22 protein-coding genes and 1 tRNA gene are annotated in these 21061 nt (G+C 33.6%); 2 read left to right on the top strand and 21 right to left on the bottom strand.

The window, feature by feature from the left end:
• Positions 1 to 41 precede the first annotated feature (41 nt).
• Positions 42 to 114: transfer RNA gene (locus AC07SW_RS05225), tRNA-Arg, on the top strand.
• 418 nt (positions 115 to 532) lie between these two features.
• On the opposite strand, the gene AC07SW_RS05220 is transcribed toward AC07SW_RS05225, so the two are convergent.
• The 20 genes from AC07SW_RS05220 to AC07SW_RS05125 all read right to left on the bottom strand — a co-directional run bounded on the left by AC07SW_RS05220 (position 533) and on the right by AC07SW_RS05125 (position 18512).
• Positions 533 to 946 carry a DUF3284 domain-containing protein gene (locus tag AC07SW_RS05220; RefSeq protein ID WP_494632392.1) on the bottom strand — a complete coding sequence of 138 codons (414 nt, stop codon included), beginning with the start codon at positions 944 to 946 and terminating at the stop codon, positions 533 to 535.
• A complete protein-coding gene (locus AC07SW_RS05215; RefSeq protein WP_119907759.1) occupies positions 943 to 1131 on the bottom strand; it encodes a DUF3188 domain-containing protein in 189 nt (62 codons plus the stop codon). The genes AC07SW_RS05220 and AC07SW_RS05215 overlap by 4 nt, the downstream gene beginning before the upstream one ends.
• A gap of 13 nt (positions 1132 to 1144) precedes the next feature.
• Complete coding sequence (locus tag AC07SW_RS05210) at positions 1145 to 1366, bottom strand: hypothetical protein (RefSeq protein ID WP_034570817.1); 222 nt, start codon at positions 1364 to 1366, stop codon at positions 1145 to 1147.
• A 194-nt stretch (positions 1367 to 1560) separates the two neighbouring features.
• Positions 1561 to 2958, bottom strand: a complete 1398-nt coding sequence (locus AC07SW_RS05205) for a PTS sugar transporter subunit IIC (protein WP_490427941.1) — start codon at positions 2956 to 2958, stop codon at positions 1561 to 1563.
• Between the two features lie 91 nt (positions 2959 to 3049).
• On the bottom strand, positions 3050 to 3379 hold the full coding sequence (locus AC07SW_RS05200) for a PTS lactose/cellobiose transporter subunit IIA (protein ID WP_494632391.1): 330 nt from the start codon (positions 3377 to 3379) through the stop codon (positions 3050 to 3052).
• A gap of 34 nt (positions 3380 to 3413) precedes the next feature.
• Positions 3414 to 3731, bottom strand: coding sequence for a PTS sugar transporter subunit IIB (locus tag AC07SW_RS05195; RefSeq protein WP_494632389.1), 318 nt, complete (start codon positions 3729 to 3731; stop codon positions 3414 to 3416).
• 153 nt (positions 3732 to 3884) lie between these two features.
• Positions 3885 to 4208 carry a PTS sugar transporter subunit IIB gene (locus AC07SW_RS05190; RefSeq protein WP_119907757.1) on the bottom strand — a complete coding sequence of 108 codons (324 nt, stop codon included), beginning with the start codon at positions 4206 to 4208 and terminating at the stop codon, positions 3885 to 3887.
• Between the two features lie 75 nt (positions 4209 to 4283).
• A complete protein-coding gene (locus AC07SW_RS05185; RefSeq protein ID WP_494632388.1) occupies positions 4284 to 4613 on the bottom strand; it encodes a PTS lactose/cellobiose transporter subunit IIA in 330 nt (109 codons plus the stop codon).
• A gap of 35 nt (positions 4614 to 4648) precedes the next feature.
• Positions 4649 to 4966 carry a PTS sugar transporter subunit IIB gene (locus tag AC07SW_RS05180; RefSeq protein ID WP_034570831.1) on the bottom strand — a complete coding sequence of 106 codons (318 nt, stop codon included), beginning with the start codon at positions 4964 to 4966 and terminating at the stop codon, positions 4649 to 4651.
• A gap of 280 nt (positions 4967 to 5246) precedes the next feature.
• The gene (locus tag AC07SW_RS05175) at positions 5247 to 6500 is read right to left on the bottom strand and encodes a PTS sugar transporter subunit IIC (protein WP_034570834.1); all 1254 of its coding nucleotides are present in this window, start codon (positions 6498 to 6500) and stop codon (positions 5247 to 5249) included.
• A 253-nt stretch (positions 6501 to 6753) separates the two neighbouring features.
• Positions 6754 to 9426, bottom strand: a complete 2673-nt coding sequence (locus AC07SW_RS05170) for a sigma-54-dependent transcriptional regulator (RefSeq protein WP_494632387.1) — start codon at positions 9424 to 9426, stop codon at positions 6754 to 6756.
• Positions 9427 to 9491: 65 nt separating this feature from the next.
• Positions 9492 to 10763: a DEAD/DEAH box helicase gene (locus tag AC07SW_RS05165; RefSeq protein WP_494632386.1), complete on the bottom strand. Its 1272-nt coding sequence runs from the start codon at positions 10761 to 10763 to the stop codon at positions 9492 to 9494.
• A gap of 187 nt (positions 10764 to 10950) precedes the next feature.
• The gene (locus tag AC07SW_RS05160; protein ID WP_034570842.1) at positions 10951 to 11952 is read right to left on the bottom strand and encodes a Gfo/Idh/MocA family protein; all 1002 of its coding nucleotides are present in this window, start codon (positions 11950 to 11952) and stop codon (positions 10951 to 10953) included.
• A 38-nt stretch (positions 11953 to 11990) separates the two neighbouring features.
• Complete coding sequence (gene sfsA, locus AC07SW_RS05155; protein WP_034570844.1) at positions 11991 to 12695, bottom strand: DNA/RNA nuclease SfsA; 705 nt, start codon at positions 12693 to 12695, stop codon at positions 11991 to 11993.
• A 93-nt stretch (positions 12696 to 12788) separates the two neighbouring features.
• Entirely contained in the window at positions 12789 to 13589 is an 801-nt protein-coding gene (locus AC07SW_RS05150) for an aldo/keto reductase (protein WP_311780079.1), read from the bottom strand.
• A 111-nt stretch (positions 13590 to 13700) separates the two neighbouring features.
• On the bottom strand, positions 13701 to 14726 hold the full coding sequence (locus AC07SW_RS05145; RefSeq protein ID WP_034570847.1) for a YdcF family protein: 1026 nt from the start codon (positions 14724 to 14726) through the stop codon (positions 13701 to 13703).
• Positions 14727 to 14935: 209 nt separating this feature from the next.
• Positions 14936 to 15292, bottom strand: a complete 357-nt coding sequence (locus tag AC07SW_RS05140; protein ID WP_494632384.1) for a YxeA family protein — start codon at positions 15290 to 15292, stop codon at positions 14936 to 14938.
• 100 nt (positions 15293 to 15392) lie between these two features.
• Complete coding sequence (locus AC07SW_RS05135) at positions 15393 to 16232, bottom strand: metallophosphoesterase (RefSeq protein ID WP_119907752.1); 840 nt, start codon at positions 16230 to 16232, stop codon at positions 15393 to 15395.
• 27 nt (positions 16233 to 16259) lie between these two features.
• Positions 16260 to 17027 (bottom strand): GH25 family lysozyme, encoded by a 768-nt coding sequence (locus AC07SW_RS05130; protein ID WP_034570855.1) that lies wholly within the window; start codon positions 17025 to 17027, stop codon positions 16260 to 16262.
• Positions 17028 to 17171: 144 nt separating this feature from the next.
• Positions 17172 to 18512 (bottom strand): acetaldehyde dehydrogenase (acetylating), encoded by a 1341-nt coding sequence (locus tag AC07SW_RS05125; protein ID WP_494632383.1) that lies wholly within the window; start codon positions 18510 to 18512, stop codon positions 17172 to 17174.
• Between the two features lie 237 nt (positions 18513 to 18749).
• On the opposite strand from AC07SW_RS05125, the gene AC07SW_RS05120 reads away from it, so the two are divergent.
• The gene (locus tag AC07SW_RS05120) at positions 18750 to 19511 is read left to right on the top strand and encodes a response regulator transcription factor (protein WP_034570857.1); all 762 of its coding nucleotides are present in this window, start codon (positions 18750 to 18752) and stop codon (positions 19509 to 19511) included.
• Positions 19512 to 19558: 47 nt separating this feature from the next.
• On the opposite strand, the gene rlmD is transcribed toward AC07SW_RS05120, so the two are convergent.
• Entirely contained in the window at positions 19559 to 20935 is a 1377-nt protein-coding gene (gene rlmD, locus AC07SW_RS05115) for a 23S rRNA (uracil(1939)-C(5))-methyltransferase RlmD (RefSeq protein ID WP_494632381.1), read from the bottom strand.
• Positions 20936 to 21061 lie beyond the last annotated feature (126 nt).

The raw sequence follows: 21061 nt of genomic DNA, 5'->3' as shown, positions 1-21061 counted from the left end.
TTTTTTTTAAACCATGAGAAACTGTGTAAGAGATTTCTTTTGTTCCTATAGCTCAGGGGATAGAGCATTCGTTTCCTAAACGATGTGTCGCAGGTTCAAATCCTGTTAGGAACGTTTGATTAATGCTGGTATATTAGCCTTCTTGGTTTTTATATCAGCTTATTTTTATGTATTTTTTTAAATTTGTGAGTTAAAAAAAACAATTAAAGAACTCAAACTAAAAAGCAACCATTCTTTATTACAAAGAATGGTTGCTTTTAATCTAGTTAGACGACGTCTGGGGTTTTATTGTTTCCCATACGACTGTCATTTCGTTATACTCATTAATTTCAATAATGGGTTGCTTTTGATAATAAATAAGAAAAAATAATAAATGAATCATCCAATCATTCCTCTCATCTTTAAGAACATTCTTACCTATATATATATATCTATCTTACCGAAGAGCTATGAACATTCTGTTAATAAAAACTAAAGGAAAGGTTAAATCAGTAAAATAAAACAGCTGTCCACAAATTGTGAACAGCTGTTTTTAATTTGTAACTTCAATCGAAGTTAGCATCTTTTTCATATTTCGTTTTCTAAAGTAACCTAAAATAATACCTAGTAGTTGGTCATTTAAATTTTGAATCGTTCCAAAAGACTCCATTTTTTCTTCATAATGAATACGGCAACGATTAGCATCCAACGCTTCAATTTTGTAGGCTACTTCAAATTTATTTTTCACTGTTTCCGTTGTGAATGCATACGCTTTGTTATCTACCATTTCAGTAATCACAATTTTACCAGTAGATGTTTTATTGAATTGTTTTTTATAAGTAAAACCTGCTAATTGATTTCTTCTTAAGGCTTTCTTTGTGTGTACACGAATATCGTACAACACAGATTCCATCACTCGGTCGTAAAAATATTGAGCGGATACATTTAATTCTTTTGTAATTTTCATTCATTTTCCCCTCCACTTTTTTTAATCCCTTGAGCTTTGCCTTTTCGATAAATAAGATAGCCCACTGCTAAAATGAATCCTCCTGTGATTAACACAGAATAATTGATAATCATTCCATTTCCAACAGCACTCATCATAATAATCAGCAAGCCGATACTCATTACAAACAATCCATTCTTAAGCATATGACTCATCCTTTCATTCTGCGGTTACTTGAAAATATAACACTGCACCATAAGGAGTCTCCTTAATAATTTCTTTTACTTTTTTTGCAGTGGCTTCAAGATCAGTTGCATTTGTGTTGAAATACAATTTCATTCCTTTTTTTTCAATAAACTCAAAAGTTAATCCTTCTTCATTATACGTTGTTAACGTTTCAATTATTTTATCTTGTTGAACTGGTGCATTTAATACGATCATCGGGTTCCCTCTTTTCTCTTGATTAGGTTCCTTACTCTACTATAATGCAAGTTTCATGCCAAGTAGTTAGCTCTGAAAACCTTATTTTAAAACGATTTAATTAGTCTAAACAATTACACATACCTTTTAAATTTACACACTAATAATAAAACGGTTTGCTTTGATGACTGATCCATCGAAGCAAACCGTTATTTTTATGCGTCTACTTCACCTGCATTTGGATCAATTTTATTTGCTGCTAATACAAATGGTGTCCAGATTGCAAAAGCAACAACTGAATTAATTAAGGTTAAAATTGGTGCACGCCAGTCCCCGCCAGTTGCAAGGAATGAATTTAAGAACGGAGGCATAACCCATAGCACTTGAACTTTGATTGGACTTACTAAACCAAGTGTTGTTGCAAAGTAAGCAATTGTTACCATCACACATGGTGCTAATAAGAATGGAATAAAGTAAATAGCGTTCAATACAATTGGCAAACCAAACATTGCTGGTTCATTGATGTTGAAAATTCCTGGCGCTAATGATAACTTAGCAACAGTTAATTGATCTGCGCGTTTTGAGAATAGTAAGATGGCAATAATCAAGACAATCGTACCACCTGAACCACCCATCCAAACATAAGCATCAAATGATCCGCGTACCCACTCATAAGGAAGTGGCAAACCTTTTTGTGCAGCGTTTACATTTTCAAGCCCTGCAGTTCCCCAAATAGATTCTAGAACTGGTGCTAATACGTTAGGTCCATGAATTCCAAAGAACCATAACAATTGAACTAAGAAAGTAATTAGTAGTACAACGCTAAAGCCTTGTGATAGCGCTAATAGCGGCGCTTGGATTTCTGCAGAAATCCAATCAATAATAGCCATTCCTGTTACTTTTGTAAATACGAAATTGATAATACCTGAAACATATAACGCAACTGTTGCTGGAATAATTGCAGCAAAAGCTTTTGATACTGCTGGTGGAACTTGTTCTGGCATTTTGATTGTAATATTTGCTAACATTAATTTAGAGAAAATAATAACTGAAATAAATCCGAATAACATTGCTGTAAATAGTCCAGTGCCACCTAAGTGTGCGCCAATATTAAAATAACTACCACCTGTTGATGAAATAACTGAAACGCCATCTGCTGTTGCTACTTGTCCACCTGCATCTGTAATCATTGTTACAGCGCTTTTAGATAAAACAGCTTTTAGTGGGAAATCAACGGTTGCTGCTTGTGCTAATCCCATTACAAATGCTGCTAGTGAAACCACTGCACCTGATAAAGCATCTACTTTATAAGCTTTAGCTAAATTATAACCTAATGTCATTGAGAAAATAACTGCTACAACTGCTAAAGTTCCTGTCCAAACAAATCCATTAACTCCAATGATTGGATCCATTGCTTTAACAAAACCTGTCCATCCCCATTCAGTAGGAAAATCACGTAAGAAGGCATTTAACAGTACTGCAATCGATCCTGCCATAGTTGCTGGCATTGTACCAATAAAAGCATCACGTAGAGCAACCAAGTGCTTCTGTGATCCTACTTTTGTTGCAACTGGAACCACATATTTTTCGAGCCAATTCATCAAACCATTCATTTTTATTCCTCCCAAAATTTAATTAATAGTTATAAAATAAATAAAAGCGTTTTCATTTATTTTGATAATATCCAATTTTAATTCATTTTTGCTAATCAATAGATGCTTGAAGCATTTTTTTGTAGACAGTTACCATCTCTCCAGCTAAATCACGAAATAAGATTGCATTCATTAAATAATCTTGACTGTGTACGGTTAATAAAGTTATGCCTACATCGTTCTCATTCGCTTTTTCGTGCGCATCTTTGTTTGTAAAGTAATGGTCATTTATTAAAAACTCATCAGCCACTTGTAATTTCTGATTGGCTAATTTAAAATCACCTTTTCTAGCCGCATGAATGGCTTCCATCTCATCACTTTTAGCATTTCCCCCATTGATAATCAATCCCATAATAATTTCTAAATTTTGTTCAGCAAACATCCGCATTCTACTCTTTTTTATAAGGATTTTGCGATTATTTCATTAAATTTAATGCTTGATTTAATACTTTTTCGCCATTCATCATACCGTAATCTTGCATATTAATTACTTCTAATGGAATTCCTTTTTCTGCTAATTTAGGTTCAAATTGGGCTTTCATAAAGCGTACTTGTGGGCCTAATAGCATCACATCAATATTTTTTGATTCTAAATTTGTATCAGCTTCTGAAGCGGATACTGCAAAAATTTCTGCGTCTAGTCCTCTTGCTTCTGCTGCTTTTTCCATCTTTGTTACTAATAAACTTGTACTCATTCCTGCTGAACATACTAACATGATTGTTTTATCTGCCATTGTCATTCACTCCGTTTCTTTTTATTGTTTACACTTTATTATAATGCAAGTTTCGTGCCAATAAAAAAGATATCGGAAACGCTATCATTATAACGTTTCCAATATCTTTTTTATTCTACACACTTTGAGGACTGTTTACACAGATAAGTTATTTCATTGATTCTTCATTAATTTATCTGCCCAATCCAACACACTTTCTCCGTCCATCAAGCCATAATCCTTCATTGAAATTACTTCAACAGGAATTCCTTTTGGTTCTAGCAAAGGCGCAAACTGTTTTTTCATAAAACGTACTTGTGGACCTAGTAACATGACATCAATTTCTTTTTCTTCTAAATAGGTATTCACATCTGAACCTGAAAGAGCAAATATTTCAAAAGGCAACTGCTTACTTTTTGCTGCTTTTTCCATATTTGAAACTAAGAGACTGGTACTCATTCCTGCTGAACATACTACCATAATCTTTTTCTTTTCCAATTGGTTGTACCTCCTATTTACTTTCTTAAAAAAAGATAGGAGAATATCTCCTATCTTTACTTTAGTGGCTTGTGCTTAAGCGATTGGAACGCCAGCCATTTTTTTATATAAATCAACCATCTCAGCTGCTAAGTCACGGAATGTGATTGCATTCATTAAATGATCTTGACTGTGTACGGTTAACAATGTTACTGCTACATGATCGCCTTTTGCTTCTTGTGTAAGCATACTAGTTTGTGAATGATGAGCTTCTACCAATGCTTTGTCTGAATCAATTAATTTTTGATCTGCCAACTCAAAATCACCTTTTTTTGCTGCATGAATGGCTTCCATTGCATCACTCTTAGCATTTCCTCCGTTAATAATTAATCCCATGATTGTTTCTAAATTTTCTTGATTTGCCATAATTAAACGCTCCTCTATCTACTAATTGTGTATTTTTATTTCATTAAGCTTAACGCTTGATCTAATACTTTTTCGCCATTCATCATACCGTAATCTTGCATATTAATTACTTCTAATGGAATTCCTTTTTCTGCTAATTTAGGTTCAAATTGGGCTTTCATAAAGCGTACTTGTGGGCCTAATAGCATCACGTCAATATTTTTTGATTCTAAATTTGTATCAGCTTCTGAAGCGGATACTGCAAAAATTTCTGCGTCTAGTCCTCTTGCTTCTGCTGCTTTTTCCATCTTTGTTACTAATAAACTTGTACTCATTCCTGCTGAACATACTAACATGATTGTTTTATCTGCCATTGTTATTCACTCCGTTTCTCTTATTGTCTACACTTTACTATAATGCAAGTTCCGTGCCAACTTTTAATCATCAAAATCCAGATATACCAATGTTTTTAGGATTCATTTAATTACACTCTCTACCTTAAATTTTTACACACTTCATTTAAACAGCAACTTTATTGATTGCACGCTTCTTTTTCCCTTTACACTATCGCTTGAAGCTAATTTTAGTAGACTGATTATAGTCAATACCAATAAAGAAACATCCCACGCTTAAAATTGTGGGATGTCTTTAAATTTAAGCTACTTCTTTTTCGCGTTTTAATTCTTGAATTTCAGCAATTTTTACAAATGGTGCGTAGATTACAACTGAAATTAATAAGTTAACTGCTGCTAATACTCCACCTGCAACGCTTTGAGTTGCTAAGAATCCGCCAATAATTGGAGGAGTTACCCATGGTGGCATTACCGTTGCTGCTGGTACAAGTCCAGAACTAGTTGCCAAGTATGCAACAGTTACTAAAACAACTGGTGTCAAAATAAATGGAATGAACATTAATGGGTTTAGCACAATTGGCAAACCGAACATCATTGGTTCATTAATATTAAAAATCCCTGGTGCTGTACTTAAATTTGTTACGATTTTATAAGCTTTATTACGACGTCCAAATAAGAAAATAGCAATAATTAAACCTAATGTTGCACCTGTTCCACCTAAGTTTACAAATGAATCAAAGAATGGTTTGTTTACAATATAGGGTGCTACTTCGCCAGCTTTGATTGCCGCTTGATTCGCTTCAATTGCTGGTAAATTAATTGTTTGCATTAATGGCTCTACCATGTTCGCGCCATGTAATCCAAAGAACCATAGGAATGGTGTAATAAATGCTAATAGCATTGCTGATGGCAATGAATTTGCCAATCCCATAAATGGTTGTTGAACCAACTCGTAGAATGACGCTACTAAATCTTTAACACCGAATGCTAAGAAAATTGTTGTGATTAAACCAAAGATACTAATTGTAATCATTGCTGGGAATAACGCTGCAAATGATTTTGCTACTGCTGGTGGCACGCCTTCTGGCATTTTTACGATTAGTTTTTCATTTCCAACTAGACGAGAAAAAATCTCAGCAGAAATCAAACCAACTAATAGTGCGATAAACAATCCGTTTGAAGCCATTCCTGTTGCTCCACCAAGAGCAAAGAAAGATGCTACAGAAACAACACCTGCTGCTACGCCATCTTTACCATAATGCTTTGTTAGGTTGTAGGCAACCATGAAAGCGATTAAAACTGATAAGATACCAAAAGTTCCGTTCCAAACATTTCCACCGAAACTCTTCCAAAGTTCTTCACCAAAAGTATTGTTCATAAATGTTTGATACATTGGAATTGGTAAATTATTGATCAAAATTGCCAATGATCCTAAAATCATTAGTGGCATTGTTACAATAAATGCATCCCTAATTGCCACTAAGTGACGTTGCGCTGCGATTTTTGACGCAGGTGGGATAAAGTATTTCTCCATAAAATTAATAAATCCATCCATTTTTATTGCCTCCTTATAATTGAGGTTTAAATTAAAATCATTGCCAATAAATAATTGCTTAAAACAAATTTTTCTATTTTAACTTTTTTAATTTAACCCCTTACATTGTTTATTATATGCAAGTATCGTGCCAAAATAAAAAAACACGAAGAAAGCTTTAAAATCAAGTTTTCTTCATGGTTTTCATTTAATACACAATAGCTACAGTACCTTACACACTTTCATTTTTGTGTATTTTTATTTATTTAACTCGTTATTTATTAATTGTTAATTGAACTTTATTGTCAATAAACATTTGAACAATATAGGCTACTTCATCTTCTACCATTAGAACGCCATATTGTTTTTCAATTGCCATTAAAGCTGTTTTAACAATATCCATTTCGATTCGATGTTGTTTTTTATACTCTTCTAAATTAGGAAAATTACGAATAACCGTCCCTACTTTTAAGCGTTCAACTAAAAAGGCTAAGTGAATCATAATTCCTGTATCGACACCCGGTTCAACAATAATATGCATATCTGTTTGAAGTTGGTGGACAATTTTTTGAGAAAGCATCACTAGTTTATGAACCGAACCAACATTACGAATCGTTCCTTCTAGTGATTGAATCATTTGTTCTACAGGAATTTCTTCGTCAACAATTCGTTTTAAAATATTTAATTTTTCATCATTAAAAATATCATAGGCTGAAAAATATGGAATGTTTTGATAATCAAATTCAACAGTCCCAACAATCGCTTTAATTTCATATTCTTCCATCAAATCATCAATATGTTGTTTGAATGCTTCTCTGTGTAAAAATTGTAATTGAATAATTTTCGTGCGACTTTCATCAATTACAGGGCTGATTCGCTCGTTTAAATGTTTTGCTACACCTTCCCCTGTAAAACAGGTGACTAATACAGCTTTTTTTTGCGGTTTTTCATTGGTTAAAGGATGTTTTGAATAATTTTCAAATGAAAGTTGGCAATTTTGATAAATGTCTTCCAACGTTCTTCCTACTGATGCCATTCTTACTGCTTCTAACACAATAGGCGTACTTACCATAGAAAGGGATTTTGTACGAATGCCTAGTTCTTCAGAAAGCATATTGCCAAAAGAAGTTAGCGAACCCATGTCGGACAATACTAATAATCCATGTTTATAAGACTCTCGATCTGCAAGTATTGTTGTTTTAACGCGCTCATACATCTTTTGAACTTCCATCGTCAATGGCATATCAATAGCGACTCCAACTTTGGTGTCTAGCAATTCTTGTACAGTCTCTAACATACTAGTTGCTGTTGATCGCCCATGCATTAGAACCATAATAGAGACGAGTTCTTCTTGCGGTACTACTGCGTCGCTAATATCAATCGTTAAAAACATGGTAATAAAACCGATTTCATCAAAAGGGATTTCAATTTGTAAACTTTCTTCAATCATACCAGATAAATCAATGGCTACTTGGAATTCTTTTGAATAATTTTTCCGAACATTGTTTAAATCTGGATGAACAATTTGACGATTTTCTTTGATACGTTCAATCGAACTTTGCAAATGTAGTGCAAATGCAAAACGCGCTTTTGGATTGTAGCTTCGATCTAGTCGTTCTTCGGCTAAGTCATAGAGTTGGTCCGTTAAACTTCGAATATCTTCTGGGATCAAATCTTGATGAACTTCACTCATCGATAATTTTTCAACATAATCTCTAAAATATTTGTTCATATCTGTTGCCATTAATTCTTCTAAATTGATGTCATCAATTGAACCTGTTGCTAAAATTTCATCTACTTTTTCCTCAATAATACTGTATACACCCATATCTTTATCTGTTTCTTGACCACTTGGAACATAGCTAAATTGACTGGTTTTATGATCAATTAATCGTTCCATACGTTCAGGCGCTTCTTTGACTAAAAGCAATCCTTTTTGAACTTGTAATGGCAAATCTTTTTGGGAAATACGTAAATATTCTTCTTGGTGAGTTCGGTAGTGTAAAAATGCTTTCGCGCATACTAATTTTAAATCTCTTTGGACTTGTCCAATATTGCCCTCTGCATGGTATAACATGAAAGCTAATAATACTTCTCTTTCTACGACAATTTTTTGGCCAAGACGATCTGATTCTTTTTGTAAAAAAGTAGCAACTAATTCATAGCGTTCATCAATTGATCTTTCTTCTAATGGAGGTAATGTAATCATCATTGGAATACGGCGATTAAACGTTGACAGTAATGTATCAGAATTTTCTGTTGTCGCTCCTATAATTTGAACACTTGCTTCATGGACTTGACTGCTTTCACCTAGCGGACGGTAAATCCCTTTATCGATGAAAGTAAAGAGCATTTCTTGTCCTTCTGGAGGCAAACGATGGATCTCATCTAAAAAAAGAATTCCTCCATTTGCTTTATTCATTAACCCAGGGCGATCTTCGGTAGCCCCTGTATAGGAACCTTTTTTAACACCAAAAATATGACCAAATAATAATTGAGGATTTTGAGCATAATCCGCGCAGTTGAAAGAAATAAAAGGAGCGTCTGCGGCTAATGTTTCTGACTCTACTGCAAAGTGGTACATCGACTCAGCAAATAGGGATTTCCCTGTTCCTGTTTTACCAAAAATAATAGTGTGTAATCCTCTTGGGGGATATAAAATGGCCGCTTTTGCTTGTTGAATCATTACTTTAAGAGATTCTTTATTCCCAATAAGATGAGCAAAGGATTCGGTATCATTTGTCGCATGTTCTTTCTTTTTATCAAGGCGTTGATACAAAACTGGTCTGCCGTTTATTTTTTCAATGGCTTTTTCTTTAAACAAATCATTTAAATATCTACTTACGTTTGCACGATCTAAATCCAATTCTTTTGCAATCTCAACTGCTGTAAATTGTTCAGATCGATTTTCTAAAAAATTTAAAATATCTTTTTTTCGATTAGACAACTAGTATTCCCCCAATCTAAACTTGTTCAAACTTCTATTTTTAAATAAAATGGGCTTTTTTATCTTTATTCTTTTATTTTTCTTCTTGCCCCTTTGTTTTTTTGATCTTTCTTTTTGTTTTTTCTTTTTTTAGGAATTTCTGGAGTGGGAGCAATTTTTTTCTTTTCTTTTTTTACTTTTGGAGAAGCTGGTTTACTTTCTACTTCAACTTGTTCTGTTTGTTCTGGACGCTCAGTAACAATTTCTCCGCCAAATAGATACAATGGCGTTAATTCAATCTCTAAAGGCTCGACAATTTTTTTAAATTCGCGACGTTCTCGGTCATTCACCAAGGTTAAAACTGTTCCGTCAGCCCCCATTCTAGCCGTTCTGCCTGAACGATGAATATAGCTTTCTTTAGTCATCGGTAAATCATATTGAATCACATAAGGCAAACCGTGAATGTCTAATCCTCTTGACGCCACATCAGTTGTTAATAAAAGTTTTACTTTTTTATTTCTAAATTGTTGCAAAGCATGTTGACGTTCTGTTTTATATTTTTCGCCATGTAAGACCGCAACGGAAACACCTTCATAACTTAATTTTTCAGCTACAGTTACTAAATTGGCTACGTTATTGATAAATACCAAACCACTGAAGTCAGGGAGTTGTGTTAATCGTTTAATAACTTCAACACGTTTTCTTGTTGGCGTTTCAATATAGCCATGAACAACGGTACCATGTGACTCATCTTCATTCGTTACATCAATCCATAGTGGATCGCTATTAAACCATTTTGGCATCTCAGTCATGATTTCATTACTGGTTGCTGAGAAAAAACCCATTTGTCGTTCATTTGGCATTTTAGCTACTACTTTTCTAACAGTTGCTAACTGATCTTGTTGAAGTAAGTGATCTGCTTCATCTAAAATGACTGTTTTCACTTGGTGTAATTTTAATTTTTTTAAATCAGAAATTTCTAAAATTCGACCTGCTGTTCCTACAATAATTTCAGGCTTGTCTCTTAATTTTTCTAGCTGACGTTTAATATTGGCTCCACCAATTAAGGGTTGAACTTTAATGTCTACTTGTTTCGCCCATTCTTTTACAACGGCTGCCACTTGAACAGCTAATTCTTGTGAGGGTGTTAAAATAACAACTTGTAACCCAGCCTTTGGCACGATTGTTTCTAAAAGCGGTAGTGTGTAAGCCACTGTTTTTCCTGTTCCAGTTGGTGAAATGCCGATCACATCTTTGCCTTCAATTAATGGCGTAAATACTTTTTCTTGAATTGCAGAAGGTTGATTGTACGCTAATTTTTCCCAGTATGCTTGTAGTTCGTTTGTTAGTTTATCCATAGTGTGTAATTTCCCCGTTTCTCTATCGTTCATCTTATCTATTATACTTTAAAAAAACGTCCTTTTGTTGGATATTTTTAATAAATTCCTTTTTTATTTAAATTACTCTATTTTATTATCCGCAATTTAAATTTATATCATCAAAAAACCATTAGATTTTTTCATCCAATGGTTTTTGTTTACTTATTTAAATTTTATCTGCGTCAAAAACAATGCCTGCATCGTCTCTAAGTTTTTTCAGCACTTCATTCACTTGTTGACTTAGCAATAACCACGATTGATAAAGCTCTTGATTTTTTTTATCTTCTGGATGATTCAATACTTTAGCAAAGGCTTTTGCTTCATCTACCATTGGATTTTCTTGAGGGGGTGTTGCTAGTTCTTGACGTGTCGCTGTTTTACGGTCAATGACTTCAATTGACGAAATGGCGTTTACTCCATCCATAAGAATGGTTTGATTAAGTGTGTAGATTTCTGAAGGTAAGTACGAATCAACCATTTTACCTGTTAAGAGTGTCACATCGAAACCTGGATATCTTAAAATCATGGTTCCCATTCCGTCAACTTCCGTTGCGATTTTTTGTGCAAAATAATGACAGCTTATCGGCATCCCAAACCAACCAATTGCAGCATACACACCATACACACCTAAATCAGATAAAGCCCCCCCTGAAAAGTGTGGTGAAAAAATATTGGGTTCTTGTCCTTCTAGCACTTGATCATAGCGAGAAGAGTATTTCATATAAGTAAAGGTTGCCCCTTTGATATCATCTATTTTCGTTAATTCTTCTTTTACAATTGCAAAATTTTGTTCGTGGATATGTCTTGCTGCTTCTAAGAGAAATACATCGTTTTCTTCGGCTACTTGTTTAGCAGCATGCCATTCTGTTGGATTTGAAAACATCGGCTTTTCAACGATTACATGTTTTTTCGCTTTCATTAATGTCAACGCTTGTTGAAAATGTAGGCTATTTGGCGAAGCAATATAAACAACATCAATTCCTGGATGGTTTGCAAAATCTTCTAATTTTGTCTCAAAAATAGTGGCTCCATAAGGTTTTCCAAAAGTTTCAGCTTGTTCCTTTTTTCGTGAATAAACAGCCACTAGCTGGTACTCTTTTGTTTCAATGGCAGCATCAATAAATTGATTCGTAATCCAGTTTGTTCCAATAATTCCTAAATTTAACATTGCTTCACGTCCTCAATTAGTTTCATCGTTCTATTAAATCAATTTAGTTTAAAAGGAATCGACTTATTTATTGTAATCGTTTTAGGGGTCACCTGACAAGTATAAGCTATTGTATTAACACCAGTTTTTAATGCGTTTTCCATTGCTTCTTGAAGCGCTGGCTGCATCTTTCGATTAATTGTTGCAGATTCTACTCCTTCCATTTGAACAATAAAACAAACACATCCATAGAATCCTACTTTCACGGCATGAATTAGTTCATTAACGTGTTTTAATCCTCTTAAAGTTGGAGCATCTGGAAATGACACTTGGTTATTTTTTTCTAGGGTCATTCCTTTTACTTCAATAAATCCTTTTTCAGATTTATCGGTTTCAAAATAAAAATCAAATTTTGAATTTTGATACACAACTTCTCTTTTTAAGGTTTGGATGATTCCTTTAACCCCTGGCAACTGCATTTTTCCAGTCAATAAGCTTTCCTCAACTATCTCATTAGGAACTTGACTGTCAATATTTATCAGTCTATTTCCTTTTAAAACCGAAATTAAGTCATAATCTGTTTTTCTCGTTTTAGAGGGAACATAATTTAGGTATACCGTCACTCCTGGTATGAGCAATTCTTTGCATCGTCCAGTGTTTTTAACGTGTGTTACAATCTCTTTTCCTGCAACTTGGCAGATAGCAATAAAACGATTTGGTCGTTCGATAAAGGTTCCTTTCACAATCTCTCGATACTCTACCATAAAACACCTCATCTATTTTAATTTAGTCTGTTCTTTTCTATACTAAAAAATCGAAAAGCTAAAAAGAAATTCTTTTAGCCTTTCGATTTTATTTTAACCCATCTCATTAAGGATATCCATGTCTTCATCTGATAATTCAAAATCAAAAATCGCTGCATTTTCAATTAATCGTTCTTTATGGGTTGTTTTAGGGATAGGAATAACGTCTCTTTGAATATTCCATCGTAATACCACCTGTGAAACTGTTTTATTGTGTCTATTCGCAATTTTCAATAATTTATTTTCAGTAGTTAATTTGCCTCTTTTTAAGGGTGAGTAAGCCATTGAAACAATATTTTTGCTCTCACAAAATTCATGTAGCTCTTCTTGACTATGACCAGGATAAATTTCATATTGATTGACCGTCGGTTTTATTTTAGCAGATTTTAATAAGGGTGTTAAATCACCACGGGTAAAGTTTGCTACTCCTAGCGCTCTTACTCGTCCAGCTTCCACTAAAGTTTCCATCGCTTGCCAGGTATCTAAATTAACATCATCTGATTCATTTGGCCAGTGAATCAATAATAGATCGATATATTCTAATTCAAGTCGTTTAAAGCTTGCTTCGAAGGCCTTTAATGTAGAATCAAAGCCCATCTCATTTTTCCAAATTTTCGTCACAACAAAAAGTTCTTCTCTTGAAATACCTGCATTGATTGCTCGATTAATGCCTCGGCCAACTCCGACTTCATTATTGTACATTGTCGCTGTGTCAATCAAGCGATAGCCATTCATAATTGCCGTAAAAACAACTTCTTCTACTTCGTTGTCGTCCATACCGTATGTTCCTAATCCTATACCTGGAATCGTTAACCCGTTTTTCAAAGGCAATCTGTCTAATAAACTTACTACCATTCGTATCACGCTCCTTTATAGATTAAGTTAAGTGTAACGAATTTAAAGAGTGAATTCAAAGAATAACCCTTATACTAAAGTAGCCTAGTCAAACCTATTTTAGTGTGTCTGCTAAATAGGAAGTGCGCTAAGAATTACCATTAACAGACATAAAAAAATCATACTAATAGTAAATTTTTTGTATAACATCAATAGAGCAATATATTCACGAATTAGTGCTGTTGGTAAAAAATAGAGCGCCGTTGGAGCTCCAACTCCTTCTGCCTTTAATTGGGCTTTTCTGGCATACAGTGCACCTCTTAAAACATGATAATTATTAGTTGAAAAGAGAATTTTTGGATTTTCTTTATCATTTTTCCAATCTTCGAAAATTATTTTTTTAGAAAATTTCATATTCTCATAGGTTGTCGTTGAAGCATCTTCAACCAAAATTTTTTCTTCTGGGATTTGTTGAGATAGTAAGTACTTCTTCATAGCAAACGCTTCTGATACTGGCTCATCTGCTCCTTGCCCACCGCTCACAACTATTTTACTAGAACTATTTTTAACGTAATATTCAATGGCTTTATCCAACCGACTTTTTAGTAAGGGGGGAACTTCTTCACTTTTTATTCCAGAACCCAGAACAATAATATAATCAATTTGTTTTTTTATAGGAATCATTTGATACATCCAAGAATAAAATAAATAACAAATAAAGAAAAAAGAAATCAACAGATCACTTAAGATCAAAAATAAAATTGCTGAAAAAAGAACTAAATGTATTTCACCTGATCCGATAGTTATTAAATAAAAAAAAGCAGGTACAACAATCAATAAATTCAATCCTAATAACGCTGAAAGTTTTGCAGTTACACTACGCCCTTCCTTAGTATTCATAATATGTGTATTAACAATAAAGAAAATACTGACACCTAAAAATAATACCGGAAATAGTAAATAAACAATCATTAGAACAATAAATGAACCTTTGTTAGACACTTCACCTATTTGAACTAATAGTAATGACAACAAAGTTAGCGTAAGAAAAATACTTCCAAATGCTACACTCATTCCTCCAAAAAAACTGCGACGCTCTCTTAATAAAACCACCATACCTATTATAATAAAACAACTTGCTAAAATAACGAACTCCATGCTTCATCTCCTCTATAACAATTTGCATTTCTCTATTAATAGTTTATCAAATCTACACTTAGTATAATAGATTAAGTTTCCACTTGCATCTGATTTGCTTTTAAAGATTCTGAATTAACTTGCTAAAAAAAAGTAAATAAAAAAAACCAAAAATTCTTTTGGTTTTTTTAGATTAGATTCAAGTATGATTAGACATCAGAAAATAATGTTTATTGATTTTTTTCAATTTCTTCTAAAGCTTTTTTAGGAACTTCGCTTTTTGAAACTTCTTCCCATGAAAGGACACCTTTTTTAGGGTGAACTTTAGCTTTCAAGTAAGCATTTTTCTTTAATGGGCGATCGAATCCTCCATTAAAAGATAATTTTTGTAATTCTCCATCTTCGTTGTAAAATTTTTGATTATAAGAATAGTTAATGCTTTCTCGACCTTGATCATCCTTTTGAATAAATTTATGACCGTCAGTTATGATTTGTGTGTAATATTCTTTACCAGTATATTCTTTTTGATAAAAAAATCCTGCTGCAACAGCTACTACTAAAATAATTAATGCAATTCCTTTTTTCATCTTAATCCCTCTTTTCTTTCTTACATTATCTCTTTTTGAAAGAAAAAAGTCCTTTTAATGAACTTACAATTTAGTCTATCAACCTTACAGTTTAGTCATATCAGTTGAGTGTCACAACAACTAGCTCTGGTCGATTATTGATTCTAAATGGAAACGTCGAATTTCCTATACCTCGACTAATCACTAATCGTTTACTTTTTAATTGTGAGTGATAATGAATGCCTTCTGAAAAAGTTGGGTATTTTCCTTGTCCAGGAGCGTATAGTCCCCCAATAAAAGGTACTCTTACTTGTCCTCCATGTGCATGTCCGCTAAAGGTAATATCTGGAGATTTAACTTGATCCAAATGATAGCTTTCAAAAAATTCAGGATGATGTGCTAATAAAATTTTGGGTTGTTCTAGCATTCCTTCACTCAATTCAATTCCACTTAAAATAGGAGTTGATTGCAACTTAAAATTCTCTTTTTCAGATAACCCCATTATAACAAGGCCTGCATTGCTAATTTGCAACCATTCAGCTTCATCAATTAGAACTCGAACTCCTTGTGAACTTAGAATATCTTCCCACTCCTGTAAGTGTCCACTTGATACATCATGATTTCCAGTGACGGCATAGGTTGGTGCGATTGCTACTAATTCACTCGCTATTCGAGATAATTCCAATTTTGGAAACTCTTCTACTCGGATGTCTACTAAATCACCCGTTAAAAGAATTAAAGCTGGTTTGGCTTCCCTTACTTTTGCAACCAATTTATCCAAAGAAACATTGTGTCTTGGAATGTGTAAATCAGATAAATGAACAATCTTTGTTTTTTTAAGACTTGTTGCTAGGTAAGGAATCGCAATATTATACTGTGTAATTTTAATCCAATGATTCTGACTATATAAATAGAGTCCCACTCCTATCAAAATAACGATACCTAAAATTAAATAATTCATAAAATAGCCTCCATACCCTTTCTTTTCCTATTGTCCAAATTTTTCAAATTGATCTTTGTCACCATTAAATACCGCTAAATCTAGGCTTTTTTGTTTAATACTGCCCTTTGATAAATCGCCTTCTTCTGTGTATTCCCAGAACTTCCAAGGAATATTCTCTTCTTTACTTGGTTTATTTTTTGTATCAACTAACCAAATATCAGATTCTACAAATTCATTTTTTATAAATTTTTGATAGACATTAGCATCCACACATAAAATTAAGTTCTGTCCTTTTTCATCCATAACAACTTGAATAAATGCCTTTAATTCCTTGACAACACTTTCTTTTTCAGGTGGATTTTGCTTGTATTGATCGTACAATTCAACCATCACAACTGAAGGTAAGTCGCCTTTTTGAGTGGAAACAACTTGATTAAAATGACTACCTTGTGTTGCTCCAGGGCTATCAAAACTAAAATAGTGACTAGCACCTCTTCTTAGTGACGTTCCTTGGATTCTCTCCCAATTAATTGCAAATTGGTCATCTGTGTAATTGCTTCCCTCTGTAGCTTTAATATACGCAAAAGACAGTTGATTGCTTTCAATTCCTTGCCAATCTAAGTAGCCATCCTCTTGTGACACTTGGATGCCTTTGACCGGAAATGACTTTGTATCTTCTTTGAAAAGTGACCAATTTGATTCTTTAGCGACAAATAAACTAATTGCCATACTAACTAGCAAAATGACACCAATGATTGCCGTTAACTTAATTTTATTTATTTTAGGATCTTTTTGCAGATAATAGATCGTCAAAACCTCCTAGTCTTATTTATCACTAAATACGAGATTGCTTTTCGTCTAGTTTATCATAATTTACAATATTTGGGAGTTTTTCTTTTTCAAAAACAAAAAAATAGAAACTTACTATAGTAAGTTTCTACTCTTTTTAATTTTAGCTTATTCTACCCCATATGCAATACGTTTTACATTTAATAGGTGATGCGCTGTGACATTGTCTGTGGTGCTACTCCCACCCATTGCTCCACATCCTAAAGTCATTGACGGTGCTAGGTTCGTTGTTGCGCCTATTGCACCTAATGCTCCTAGTGTATTTACTAATATTCGCGATGCTTGCATTTCTAATCCATACTGTTCAGCTTTCAATTCATTTGTTGTATGAATTACAGCTGTATGACCCATTCCCTCATTTTCAAGTAATGCTTTACAAGTAGCTACTCCTGTTTCAAATGAAGAGACTGTGTAAAGTCCTAAAATAGGTGTTAGTTTCTCTCTTGAATAAGGATTGTGTTTGCTAATTTCTGTTTGTTCTGAAATTAAAACTTTTGTTCCAGCAGGTACCGAAATACCAATTAAATCCGCCACTGCTTCTGCATTTTTCCCAACTATCTCAGGATTTAAAGCGCCTGTTTCTCGTAAAATAAATTTACTTACTTTTTCAGATTCTTCTAAATTCATAAAGTAAACCTGTTTTTCTTTTAGTTTTGCTACAACTTCTGCTTTAATAGATTCTTCAACAACAATAGCCTGTTCTGATGCGCAGATAACACCGTTATCAAATGATTTACTGCTAACAATCGCCTCAATGGCCTCTTCAACATTTGCTGAAGATTCAATAAATGCTGGTACATTGCCTGGTCCTACACCGATTGCGGGAGTCCCTGAACTATAGGCTGCTGTTACCATTGCTTTTCCACCTGTTGCTAAAATTAAGGCTACATTTTTATGTTTCATTAAGTCTTCTGTTGCAATAAGTGTTGGCTGTGTAATGACTTGAACTAAACCTGCTGGTGCACCAGCTTCAATTGCTGCTTTATCAATAATTTCTGCTGTCATTAAAATAGACTTTAACGCTTTTGGATGGGGTGAAAAAATAATAGCATTTCTAGTTTTCAATGCAATCATCGCTTTGAAGATAACCGTTGATGTTGGATTTGTTGATGGGATCAATCCTGCTACTATTCCTAATGGTATGCCAATTTCAATAATTTTATCTTGTTCACGACGATTGATTATGCCTACTGTTGGAAGATCTTTAATACTGTTATAGACTTGCTCGCTTGCAAAGGTATTTTTTATTATTTTATCAGGTACATTCCCAAATCCTGTTTCTTCATTTGCTGAAATCGCTAATTTTTCTGCATTTTTCAATGTATTTTGATAAATTGATTCAATAATTTTATCTACTTGTTCCTGTGTATAATCTGCAAATTTTTCTTGTGCTATTTTAGCATTCGCTACTAACTCTTCTACTTCATTGAATGATTGATAGTTTGTCATTTAAATCGCTCCCTCGCTTTTATTAAAAACGCTTACAACATAAGTTTAGTTTATTTTACCCTATTTGTTAGGGAATATTTTGAGATGTTTTTGGAAAAAATTTACCTTTCGACTTATTTATTTTTTCACAAAGAAAGATACTTGAAACCTTATTGAATTAAAGGTATCATATAATAACAAGGGAAATTTCACAAATGTGACTTACATACTAAATCTTATATTAAAGGAGTTGGTAAAATGTGTCGTTTATTAATCGTTAGTGATGACTTATCTGAAAGAAGGGCTATTCGAAAATTAATTGAAGAAACCTTTATGAATATTAAAATACTGCCTGATGCAACAACAGAAGAAGAAGCTCTTAAGATTTCAGACCGTTTTCTCCCTGAAATGATGCTATTAGATATGGATACCATTTTTTTAGATGGATTTTCGCTAGAAAGAAAACTTTCTCAGCAGTTACCAAATTTAAAAACCATTATTTTTACAAAAAAAAATGACTTTGAAACTGTCCATCATGCGTTGCGTTGTGGCTTCTTAGATTATTTAGTTAAACCAATTGATTTGGATGAATTGAAGTTTGCAATCGATCGTTCAGTTAAATCCCTTAATCAAGTATCTTTAATGGATATTTTAAATAATAAGCCTTCAAATTTAGCTAAAGAACAAGTCAATATGATGTTAGATTATATTCATGACCATTTTGATGAAGAAATTAATTTAACGACGTTATCAGATGTCATGCATTTAAACCGGCATTATGTTAGTCGCTTTTTTAAAGAAGCTGTTGGAATGAATTTTATTGATTATTTAACCAATTATCGAATCGAAAAAGCGAAGCAGCTATTGATGAAAACAGATGATTCTATCACTGAAATTGCTGGTACTGTAGGATACCTTGATGCGACTTACTTTAGTAAATTATTTAAGAAAAAAGCGGGCTTTTCACCTTACCAATATCGTAAAAAATTGCAGGGTGAGTGTCTTCCAACAAGTATATAAATAAAAAAGGTACTGTCCTAAAAATAGGAGAGTACCTTTTTACGAGTTTATTTTTTGACAAGTAATGTTACGCTCTCAACATGGTGAGTTTGAGGGAATAGGTCAACTGGTTGAATTTTTTCAACACTGTAGCCACCTTCGTTTAGCAACGCTAAATCTCTTGCTAATGTTGCTGGGTTACAACTTACATAAATCATTTTTGTCGGTTGCATTTTTACAACAGCTTCGATAAAGCTTGGTTCTAATCCTTTACGTGGTGGATCGACAACTACAAGATCAGCTTTCATATCTTCGTCGCTCCATTGAAGCATTACTTCTTCAGCCAATCCTGTTTCAAACGTCACATTATCGATTTCGTTGATTTCAGCATTGTTTTTCGCATTTTCAACAGCTGCTTCAATCATTTCAATTCCGTAAACTTGTTTTGCAGCTTTAGCTAATGAAAGGGAAATTGTTCCAATTCCACAATAAGCATCAATAACCGTTTCTTCTCCAGTTAGTTCTGCATAATCTAAAACAGTTTGGTATAGTTTTTCTGTTTGCTTTGGATTCACTTGATAGAATGAACGAGCTGAGATTTCAAAAGTATTTCCTAACAATGAATCACGGTAATTATCGCGACCCCATAAGATAATATTTTCGTCTCCCATAATCGTATTTGTACGTGTTGGATTAACATTTTGCACAATACTGACTACTTCTGGTAGAGCTTCCGTAATAGCAGGTAAAATTTTACTTGTTGGGAATAATTTTGGTGTTCTTGTTACTAAAATAATCATCATTTCACCGGTATAATAACCACGGCGGACGATAATGTGACGTAGGTTCCCAGTATTTGGGCCTTCGTTGTATGGTTTCACATTAAATTCACGCATAATATCGCGCACAACCAGAATCGCTTTATCAATTTTAGGGTCTTGAATTTTAAAGTTTTCCATTGGAATAACGTCGTGGCTATTTTTACGGAAGAAACCTGTTGTTAATTTGTCATCAATTTTACGTACTGGAATTTGAGCTTTATTGCGGTAGCCCCATGGTTCAGCCATTCCGATTGTTTCAAAAACAGGTACTTCTGGTAATTTAGCAATTCGTTGCATCACATTGCGCACTTGTTGACGTTTAAAGTCAAGTTGTGCTGGGTACGACATGTGTTGCAATGGAGTAATTCCAACGCGTGTGTAGTTTTCGTCTTGTAATTCAACACGATTTTGACTTGAAGTTAGACGTTTCATTGCTTTTGCAAAACCAAATGATTTTCCTGTTTTATGAATCTTAACTTCCATTTCTTCTCCTGGAAGTGCATTTTCAATAAATAGTGGGTATCCTTCGATTTTGGCAACACCCATTCCTTCGTGTGTTAAATCTTCAACCTTAACTGTGTATTTCTCATTCTTTTTAACTGGTATTTCTTTATTTGCTTTCATAAAAAGCTCCCTTCGTTGGTACCATCTATCTGTAAAATTTGGTTCGTGAATTAAGTGACATGTTCGAATTCTCAACATAAAAATTTGCTGTCCTTTTAGAGTATCTCACAAAAGGACAGCAAACTC

It is taken from the genome of Carnobacterium sp. GW821-FHT04C06, assembly GCF_059420345.1.
The sequence above is the reverse complement of the archived record's forward strand: the minus strand, read 5'-3'. Positions and strand labels throughout refer to the sequence as shown.

Coding starts and splice junctions, on each gene's coding strand:
- AC07SW_RS05180 (WP_034570831.1), bottom strand. CDS start 4,966: ATGGCAGATAAAACAATCATGTTAGTATGTTCAGCAGGAATGAGTACA.
- AC07SW_RS05185 (WP_494632388.1), bottom strand. CDS start 4,613: ATGGCAAATCAAGAAAATTTAGAAACAATCATGGGATTAATTATTAAC.
- AC07SW_RS05150 (WP_311780079.1), bottom strand. CDS start 13,589: ATGGTAGTAAGTTTATTAGACAGATTGCCTTTGAAAAACGGGTTAACG.
- AC07SW_RS05140 (WP_494632384.1), bottom strand. CDS start 15,292: ATGAAAAAAGGAATTGCATTAATTATTTTAGTAGTAGCTGTTGCAGCA.
- AC07SW_RS05125 (WP_494632383.1), bottom strand. CDS start 18,512: ATGACAAACTATCAATCATTCAATGAAGTAGAAGAGTTAGTAGCGAAT.
- AC07SW_RS05135 (WP_119907752.1), bottom strand. CDS start 16,232: ATGAATTATTTAATTTTAGGTATCGTTATTTTGATAGGAGTGGGACTC.
- AC07SW_RS05195 (WP_494632389.1), bottom strand. CDS start 3,731: ATGGCAGATAAAACAATCATGTTAGTATGTTCAGCAGGAATGAGTACA.
- sfsA (WP_034570844.1), bottom strand. CDS start 12,695: ATGGTAGAGTATCGAGAGATTGTGAAAGGAACCTTTATCGAACGACCA.
- AC07SW_RS05165 (WP_494632386.1), bottom strand. CDS start 10,763: ATGGATAAACTAACAAACGAACTACAAGCATACTGGGAAAAATTAGCG.
- AC07SW_RS05145 (WP_034570847.1), bottom strand. CDS start 14,726: ATGGAGTTCGTTATTTTAGCAAGTTGTTTTATTATAATAGGTATGGTG.
- AC07SW_RS05220 (WP_494632392.1), bottom strand. CDS start 946: ATGAAAATTACAAAAGAATTAAATGTATCCGCTCAATATTTTTACGAC.
- AC07SW_RS05200 (WP_494632391.1), bottom strand. CDS start 3,379: ATGTTTGCTGAACAAAATTTAGAAATTATTATGGGATTGATTATCAAT.
- AC07SW_RS05175 (WP_034570834.1), bottom strand. CDS start 6,500: ATGGATGGATTTATTAATTTTATGGAGAAATACTTTATCCCACCTGCG.
- AC07SW_RS05210 (WP_034570817.1), bottom strand. CDS start 1,366: ATGATCGTATTAAATGCACCAGTTCAACAAGATAAAATAATTGAAACG.
- rlmD (WP_494632381.1), bottom strand. CDS start 20,935: ATGAAAGCAAATAAAGAAATACCAGTTAAAAAGAATGAGAAATACACA.
- AC07SW_RS05120 (WP_034570857.1), top strand. CDS start 18,750: ATGTGTCGTTTATTAATCGTTAGTGATGACTTATCTGAAAGAAGGGCT.
- AC07SW_RS05205 (WP_490427941.1), bottom strand. CDS start 2,958: ATGAATGGTTTGATGAATTGGCTCGAAAAATATGTGGTTCCAGTTGCA.
- AC07SW_RS05160 (WP_034570842.1), bottom strand. CDS start 11,952: ATGTTAAATTTAGGAATTATTGGAACAAACTGGATTACGAATCAATTT.
- AC07SW_RS05215 (WP_119907759.1), bottom strand. CDS start 1,131: ATGCTTAAGAATGGATTGTTTGTAATGAGTATCGGCTTGCTGATTATT.